Source organism: Burkholderia sp. Ac-20384 (genome assembly GCF_017104605.1).
Classification (GTDB): Bacteria; Pseudomonadota; Gammaproteobacteria; order Burkholderiales; family Burkholderiaceae; genus Burkholderia; species Burkholderia lata.
In genome coordinates this window covers 1-6,989 of the sequence record NZ_JAAGPE010000401.1, presented here as the reverse complement: position 1 = coordinate 6,989, position 6,989 = coordinate 1, and the positions used below count along the sequence as shown (strand labels likewise).

The 6,989-nt window shown below is 59.2% G+C and carries 6 protein-coding genes; 3 read left to right on the top strand and 3 right to left on the bottom strand.

Annotation, left to right across the window (positions count from 1 at the left end; genetic code table 11):
- Positions 1-128: 128 nt before the first annotated feature.
- The gene (locus G3O00_RS38225) at positions 129-1,661 is read right to left on the bottom strand and encodes a hypothetical protein (RefSeq protein WP_206146108.1); all 1,533 of its coding nucleotides are present in this window, start codon (positions 1,659-1,661) and stop codon (positions 129-131) included.
- A gap of 530 nt (positions 1,662-2,191) precedes the next feature.
- Here G3O00_RS38225 and G3O00_RS38220 point away from each other — a divergent pair.
- Complete coding sequence (locus tag G3O00_RS38220; RefSeq protein WP_241025527.1) at positions 2,192-2,719, top strand: HrpB1 family type III secretion system apparatus protein; 528 nt, start codon at positions 2,192-2,194, stop codon at positions 2,717-2,719.
- A 148-nt stretch (positions 2,720-2,867) separates the two neighbouring features.
- Positions 2,868-4,037 (top strand): hypothetical protein, encoded by a 1,170-nt coding sequence (locus G3O00_RS38215; protein ID WP_206146107.1) that lies wholly within the window; start codon positions 2,868-2,870, stop codon positions 4,035-4,037.
- Between the two features lie 64 nt (positions 4,038-4,101).
- Here the strand turns inward: G3O00_RS38215 and G3O00_RS38210 are convergent, their stop codons facing one another.
- A complete protein-coding gene (locus tag G3O00_RS38210) occupies positions 4,102-5,103 on the bottom strand; it encodes an NADP-dependent oxidoreductase (protein WP_206146106.1) in 1,002 nt (333 codons plus the stop codon).
- A 109-nt stretch (positions 5,104-5,212) separates the two neighbouring features.
- Positions 5,213-6,010 carry an SDR family oxidoreductase gene (locus G3O00_RS38205; protein ID WP_206146105.1) on the bottom strand — a complete coding sequence of 266 codons (798 nt, stop codon included), beginning with the start codon at positions 6,008-6,010 and terminating at the stop codon, positions 5,213-5,215.
- Between the two features lie 261 nt (positions 6,011-6,271).
- Between G3O00_RS38205 and G3O00_RS38200 the strand changes: the two genes are divergently transcribed.
- On the top strand, positions 6,272-6,859 hold the full coding sequence (locus G3O00_RS38200) for a TetR/AcrR family transcriptional regulator (protein ID WP_206146104.1): 588 nt from the start codon (positions 6,272-6,274) through the stop codon (positions 6,857-6,859).
- Positions 6,860-6,989: the final 130 nt, after the last annotated feature.

Below are 6,989 nucleotides of genomic sequence, written 5' to 3'. Positions count from 1 at the left end.
CGCACCGCCTCCACCTTGAATTCCTGCGTGTATTGCCTTCTCGGCACCACGTTCTCTGCCATTCTGTTCTCCATACAGTCAAAAAGTTATCAAACTTCTTGCTGTACGTGGAATCGAGACAGGGTCAATCAGACAGCGTCCTCAGCTGCGGACAGCGAAGTCCCGGCCGCCGCCGGCGATCGTCGACGCAGGGTCGTTGCCATGTCGCCAACTACCTGTGCGCCGCGCGAGGCGGTACTGTCGATCACGTTTCCGACACCCGTCAGCGTCGCACTGGCGGCATTCGCGACGCCGTTTTGAATGACGTTTCCGGCGGAGTGGGCGATGGCAGTCACTTTTTTCGCGATCGCGTCGGTTGCGACGGCGGCCGATGTCCATGCCGGAAAGGTCACAACTCCGGAGATGACTGTCCCAGCCACTTGCGTGGCGAGCGCCGTCGTGGCTGGTGAATGGCCTGGATTTTGCTTGGCGATCGCGTCTTGGACTGCGCCGGAGAGGCCTGAACCAAATGTAAGCGCGGCGCCTGTTGCGAGTTTGGTTGGCTTCAGCAACGACTGTGCGGCGGTTGTCGCGTTTGTTGCAACATCGATCGGAATCCGGGCGAGCCTGCCAAGCCCGTTTGCTGCGGCACCGCTCCATGTCGCTTTCTTCAAGTTTTCGTATTGCTGTTTCCAATCTGAGCGAGCGAGCAGATATTCAGGGCCGACGCGATGCTGTTTGCGTTCGATCGCATTTCCGATCAACGCCGAAGCCGCACCCGCCAATGGCGATCCGACAGCGGACATCCACATGTCGACTTGCCCAGCGACTGCCGCACCTTTGGTCGCCGTGATCGCCGGGGTGACGATCGAGCGCACGATGTTGCGCGCGCTGAAAGTCTGAATGGCGGCAGCCGCTTCCAGGTGCTGTTGCAGCGCGCTAGGCGCACTTCTCTCCTTCATCCGTTCGACCACGGCGACGCGTTGGTGTTCGGCGAGACCTTCCTCTGTTGGGGCAGTGGCGTTGTCTGCGCCGGCATTCTCGGTGGAGGGGGCGAGCCAGGTGACATTTTCTCTCGACTGGCGTAGTAGCTCTGAGCCGGCTGCATCGAAGATGTGGGCTAGGGTGCCTCCTGCCATGGCTTGCTCGGTCGGCGTTTTCGCATAGTTCGTCAATTGTGGCACCTTGGATTCGACCACCGTGGCGGCGCCAAAAGGTATCGACCCGAGGAAGCCCGACGCCATCGACGCAGCCGCATCCATGCGATGCGCCTTCGCAAAGACAGCAGCGATCGACTCGGCCGTCTCGCCCATTGCATGTAACTGCTGGACGCGGTCAGCAATCAGTTGCGTGACTTCATCGTTGAATCCCGATTCGAAGTGCGGGCGGAAAAGGTCTTCTACTGCGCGCAGCAATGCGTCGTGATTGTTCGGGCCGATGCCCGATGCGGCAGGAGAGACTGATGAGGTAATTTCCCTGTGCGCGCCCGAAGGACTGGCTTCGAGTGCGGACGAATCTGCGCGCGGGCGTTGGCCGAGGCTCTGTAGGTTGGCCAGCGATCCGGATGGGGTGGCTTGGCTTGCTCGCCTTTGTATTGTCGGCGCAATCGGTTCGGCCTGCGAACCCCGTGGTTGAAGTTCGATGCTGCGAAATCTTGATGACGAGACACTGTTGTTGGACATTCGGTTCCTCTAACGAGATGGATTGATAGAATTGGGTCTGATCAAGCGGCCGTCTTTGTACGGTAATTGGCATTTTCGTGATTCATAAACATGTTGCGAAGAGAGCACCGGGAAAGCGAACCGGCTCGTGTCTGAATGACCCCGTGGCGATTAAGGGTGCGAGTCCTTGAAATCGGCTTTCCTATCAATGGGAAACTTGGAGGAAACGGCTTGGGCCATCGATTGGATAAGGGCCTCGCACCGAGGAGCGGCTGCATACAGATGACGACCGCTCGAACAGGCTTCGAGTCGAACAAGCTGTCGGTGATTCGGTCGAATGCCATTGTTCGCGTCGATGGGGGGCGGTCCCTTGAAGCACAGCATGCGACGCATAGTCTGCCATCTCGCTTTCGCCGCCTGATCGATAGGTTCGCATTGGTGCGCCGCCGATCCACCGGATACCGGAAACTCATCTGCAACGGGGAATCCCGGCGGCACAAGCTACCCGGCGGAGATGTACTCGATGGCCGCGCGTCGACTACGCGCATTTTTTGATTGCAGCATTCCAGGCAAACGAGGACATCGTGACTGACACAGGATGCACGGACGACATCGCCGGCGGTCTTACCAAAATATTGTGGACGGCGTCGCAACTTGAAAACGCGTCGGACTTCGAAGACCTGCTCGACGCGATTCGGGTGTTGCGGCCGAAATGGTCAGGCGCTGGCGCAGTTTCCGCGTGGCGCTATTTACGGCGTCAGAATTGGGCAGACGCACGCCGCGTGCTCGAGGACGAGGACGAGGTGTCGAAGCAATCGTCACTGTATGCGGCTTTGATGGCGGTATGCCTGTTCGGTCTCGAAGATCCGCTGTGGCACAGCTATGCGCAGACGGCTTCGGAGCAACGTGACAATCCGGAGGCGGCGCACATTGGCTTCCGTTTGCTCGAGCGTGCCGCTAAAAACCATCTGAAAGACGGCCCGCCGTCGAGCGAGCCCGCAGCTCAACCGGCCCAACTGGCGCCTCCCGGGCAGGATGCGCCTCGGTTTTCGGCAGCAGCGACGTGGGTTCGCGCCTGAGCTAGCGCGATGGCAGCGTCCTGATCATTCGTGTTTTCGATGCGATGTTCGCACCGGAGCACGACCGACCAGCCTCGTATCTTAGACTAAGTTTCGCAGGGCAGTAGCAGTGAAGATATTTCGTTAACCTAACCTTACAGGTAAAATCATGTCGACTACGCTGTTGAACTCGTATCCACAAAATTACGCGACCAACCCGATTTCCTATGTGAATGGGACGTACCTGTCGGGTCAGAATCAGACCGCCGTTGGCGGTCAGCAAGCGTGGCTCCAGAACCTGCTCCAGGGCGTGGTCTCGCAACTGCAGCAGAATGGCTTCGGCGGACAATCATCGTTGGCTATGAATCCTGCGATGGGTTATGCCCAGCCGATGACGGCCCAGAACGCGTCAGCCACGCTGGCGTCGTATATGACCCAGAACGGCATCAGCGCGGAAAACCCGAACTCACTCTACCAGCTTGCGACGAACGGCTTAACGCCCCAGCCGGTCAGGGAAGCGGCGCAGTTCATGCTGGCGAACCCGCAGATCTATGAACAAATCGAGACACACGATGTGCTCGGCCAGGATGGCATTTCAGGGACCAGCAATTTTCATTGGGCGGCAATGGGTGGGCTCGGCCCGGTCGGGAATATTCCGGGTGGCCTGGGCGGCGGCGCGGTGGCACTGGGGCTGGGCAGCAACTTCCCGGGTGCGGGTCAGGTAATTCCACCGACAGGTGGCCTGGGAGGCTACCCGACAATGGGGGGCACGAGCGGCCTGCCGGTGAACGGCGGTCTGGGCGGTTACCCCACGACGGGCGGCATGAATGGCCTGCCCACGACCGGCGGCCTGGGAGGCTTCCCGACGATGGGCGGCTATCCGACAACTGGTGGTATGAGTGGTATGGGCGGCATTGGCTTGGGCGGTCCGGTCGCCATTCCGGCCGCTACCGGCGATCTAGTTGCAGACGGCAAGCCGCTGCAGCTGGGTGCGGAAGGACAGGCTTTGGCGATGTACAGCCAGCAGGATCAGCCTGGCTTTCAGGCTTTTGAGAATGCACTTGCCAGTGGCAATCCGAGCGACGCAACCCGTGCGCTCGCAAAATCGGTCAGTTCGGGTAAGATCAGTCAGGCGATGGGAGCTGCGCTCGGCGGAATGTTGCAGCAGACCGCAAATGCGCATGGCGGCGGACGGGTCAGCGGTAGCGCACGTGATCAACTGAGCGATACGCTTGGCGGTGACAACGTACTTGCACATGGCAAGAGCATCGGTCGACTTGCGTTCGAGCATGTCACCGGGGTCGATACGACCAACTTCATGGGCATCAACACGTTGTAACCTGTTCCTGGCGGCCGGTCATCGATCGGCCGCCACACAGGCGGGCTGGCGGAGCGGCTGGAAGCTATTGGATCTTGATCGTCACCTTGCCTCGCGAACGTCCCTTTTCGATGTAGTCCAATGCGTCAGCGATCGCATCGAATCCAAACGATCGATCGATCACAGGTTTGACAGTGCCGGATTCGATGGCGGTCGAAATGGTTTCAAGCTGCGTTCCGTTGGGTTGGACGAAGACGAACGCATAGCGAATGTTGCGTTTGCGCGCTTGCTTTCTGATTCCATGGCTCATCATTCGAATCAGTTGCCTCGCTAGCCAGGGCAGGTTCCGCTGGCGGGAAAATTCCGGATCCGGCGGGCCGGAAATGGAGATGAGATGGCCGCCCGGTTTCAGCACCTGCAGTGATTTCTCGAGAATATCGCGGCCGAGGGTGTGCATGACCACGTCATAATCACTGAGCTCGTTCTCGAAGTGCTGCGTCTTGTAGTCGATGACGACGTCGGCGCCGAGAGATTTCACCAGATCGATGTTGCCGGTGCTCGTGGTGGCGGCCACAATGGCGCCGAGATGCTTCGCCAATTGGATGGCGAACGTGCCGACTCCGCCAGAGCCTGCGTGAATCAGGACTTTTTGCCCCTTTCTAATTTGTGCGACGTCGACGAGCACTTGCCATGCGGTCAACCCGACCAGGGGAACCGATGCGGCCTGCTCCATGTCGACATTGCGGGGTTTAAGCGCCAGTGAATCCTCGCTCACGGAAATCAGTTCGGCAAAGGTGCCGATGCGGTCCTGGCCGGGATAGCCATACACGTTGTCGCCGACCTTTAAGCGGCGGACCTCTGGCCCGACTGCCACGACGACACCGGCCAGATCGTTGCCAAGGATCAGCGGAAATTTGTACGGCAGGATCCGCTTGAAATCACCTCTCAATATTTTGTAATCCAGAACATTGACGCTTGCTGCATGGACCTTCACGAGAACGTCGTTGCCTCGCACTGCCGGATCGGGGAGTTCGCTGATTCGCCCAGCGACGTCTGTGCCATATCGATCGATGTGAAATGCTTTCATGAATCCTTGATCTCGAGGGTTAGGATGCTATTTGGAAAACTGGGAAAGGGAATCCGGCGCGGTCCTGGCGCGATCGATCGCATCGAGGCCGGTTGCCCGGTTGTGCCGGTCAGGTCGTTTGCCCCGTCGTGCGGTAACGTGCAGCGCTTTCCGATTGCTTGACGTTCTGGAGCAGTGCGCGCCGCGCCACTTCCAGCCCCTCCCAGTTCGCTGCGTCCTGCAGCGGTGGAATCGTTACCGATTCGCGGCGATCAAAGCCGACCAGTGCGGCATCGACCAGTTCGCCCACTTCCATGACGGCCGGCAGTTTATCGACGTCGATGCCCGCCCGTTCCCACAGTTTGGTGCGCGTTGCCGCTGGCAGCACGGCTTGGATGTAGACGCCCTTGGGCGTTAGTTCCAGGCTGAGTCCTTGCGACAGAAACAGGACAAAGGCCTTGGTTGCGCCGTAGACGGCCATTCCGAATTCGGGTGCCAGCCCTACGATCGAGCTGATATTGACGATGGCGCCGTGCCCTGCTTGCGCAAGTCGAGGCGCAATAGCGCCAGCAAGTTTCGTGAGGACCGTCGTATTGAGCGTCACGAGCCGGTCGATGTCCTCGCTCTTCTGTTCGACAAAGCTTCCTGATTGGGCGATGCCGGCGTTATTAATTAGCGTGTCGATGCCAGCGTCGTCGGCAAGACGCTTCTCAACCACGGCCAACTCGTTCGGATGGGTGAGATCGGCGGGAAGGACGTCGACCGAAACGCGGTGTTTATCGCGTAGCGAGGTTGCGAGTGATTCCAGCCGTTTCTGATCGCGCGCGACGATCACGAGATCGTGGCCGCGGGCGGCAAAGCGTTCAGCGTAGGTTGCACCGATGCCGGTGGACGCGCCGGTGACCAGCACGGTGGAAGATGTTGTCATGGATGAATTCCTCAGGAGAAGTTGAAATGCCGAATCCGGTTCTCGCGGTCGAAACTACGTCGGGAGTCGGTAGCAAGCATGGCCTTCGCTATACCGTCGTCGAACGACGGTTCGTGGATTGCCAGTAGGCGAAACGTCGGCGCGAACGCTCTGGTTGCACGCGCCAATGATGGCGAAGACAATCATTGGCGTCAAAGACTTTGATGTTGATTGTCATCAAAAATATTCATTGGATGCTTACTTAAATCGGGAGTGGCGATTGTGAAAGTTTCGAGGACGCAGGCTGTGAAAAACCGGCGTCACATTGTCGAGACGGCTTCCGTGCTGTTCAGGGAGCGTGGCTACGACGGTGTCGGCGTGGCGGAATTGATGGCGGCTGCGGGGTTTACGCATGGCGGGTTCTATCGGCACTTTCAATCCAAGGGGGACTTGATGACCGAGGCCGTGACGTGCGGCATTGCGCAGACCGTGGCGGCGAGCGATGCGCTTGACATTGCGGGATTTGTGCAGCGCTATGTGTCGCGCGAGCATCGCGACGGACGCAGCACGGGCTGCACGATGGCCGCACTGAGTGGGGATGCTGCGCGGCAGCCGGCAGCCGTCAAGGCGGCGTTTGCTGATGGCATCGAAAGGGCAGTGGCGGCCATTCTCGAGCAAGACGGCGTCTCGGGGGTCGGGGCTGCAGATCAGCCAGAGGCGCGCGGAAAGATCATCGATACGCTTGCCCATCTGGTGGGCGCGATCGTCCTGTCGCGCGCGTGCCCGGATGATTCGCCGCTGGCCGACGAAATCCTCGCGACCAGCCGTAAGGCGATTCTTGAGTCGCTGGCGCCCGACGACACGCATTGACTTAGAAGCTGTTGCGAAATTAAATTTCTGAGCTGTTAACTTTTCCGACTTGGTGTTAACTTTCTGTCTTGTTTTGCCTGACAGGAAGCGATGCCTAAAGAGCTTATCGACGACGAATTGTGGTCACTCA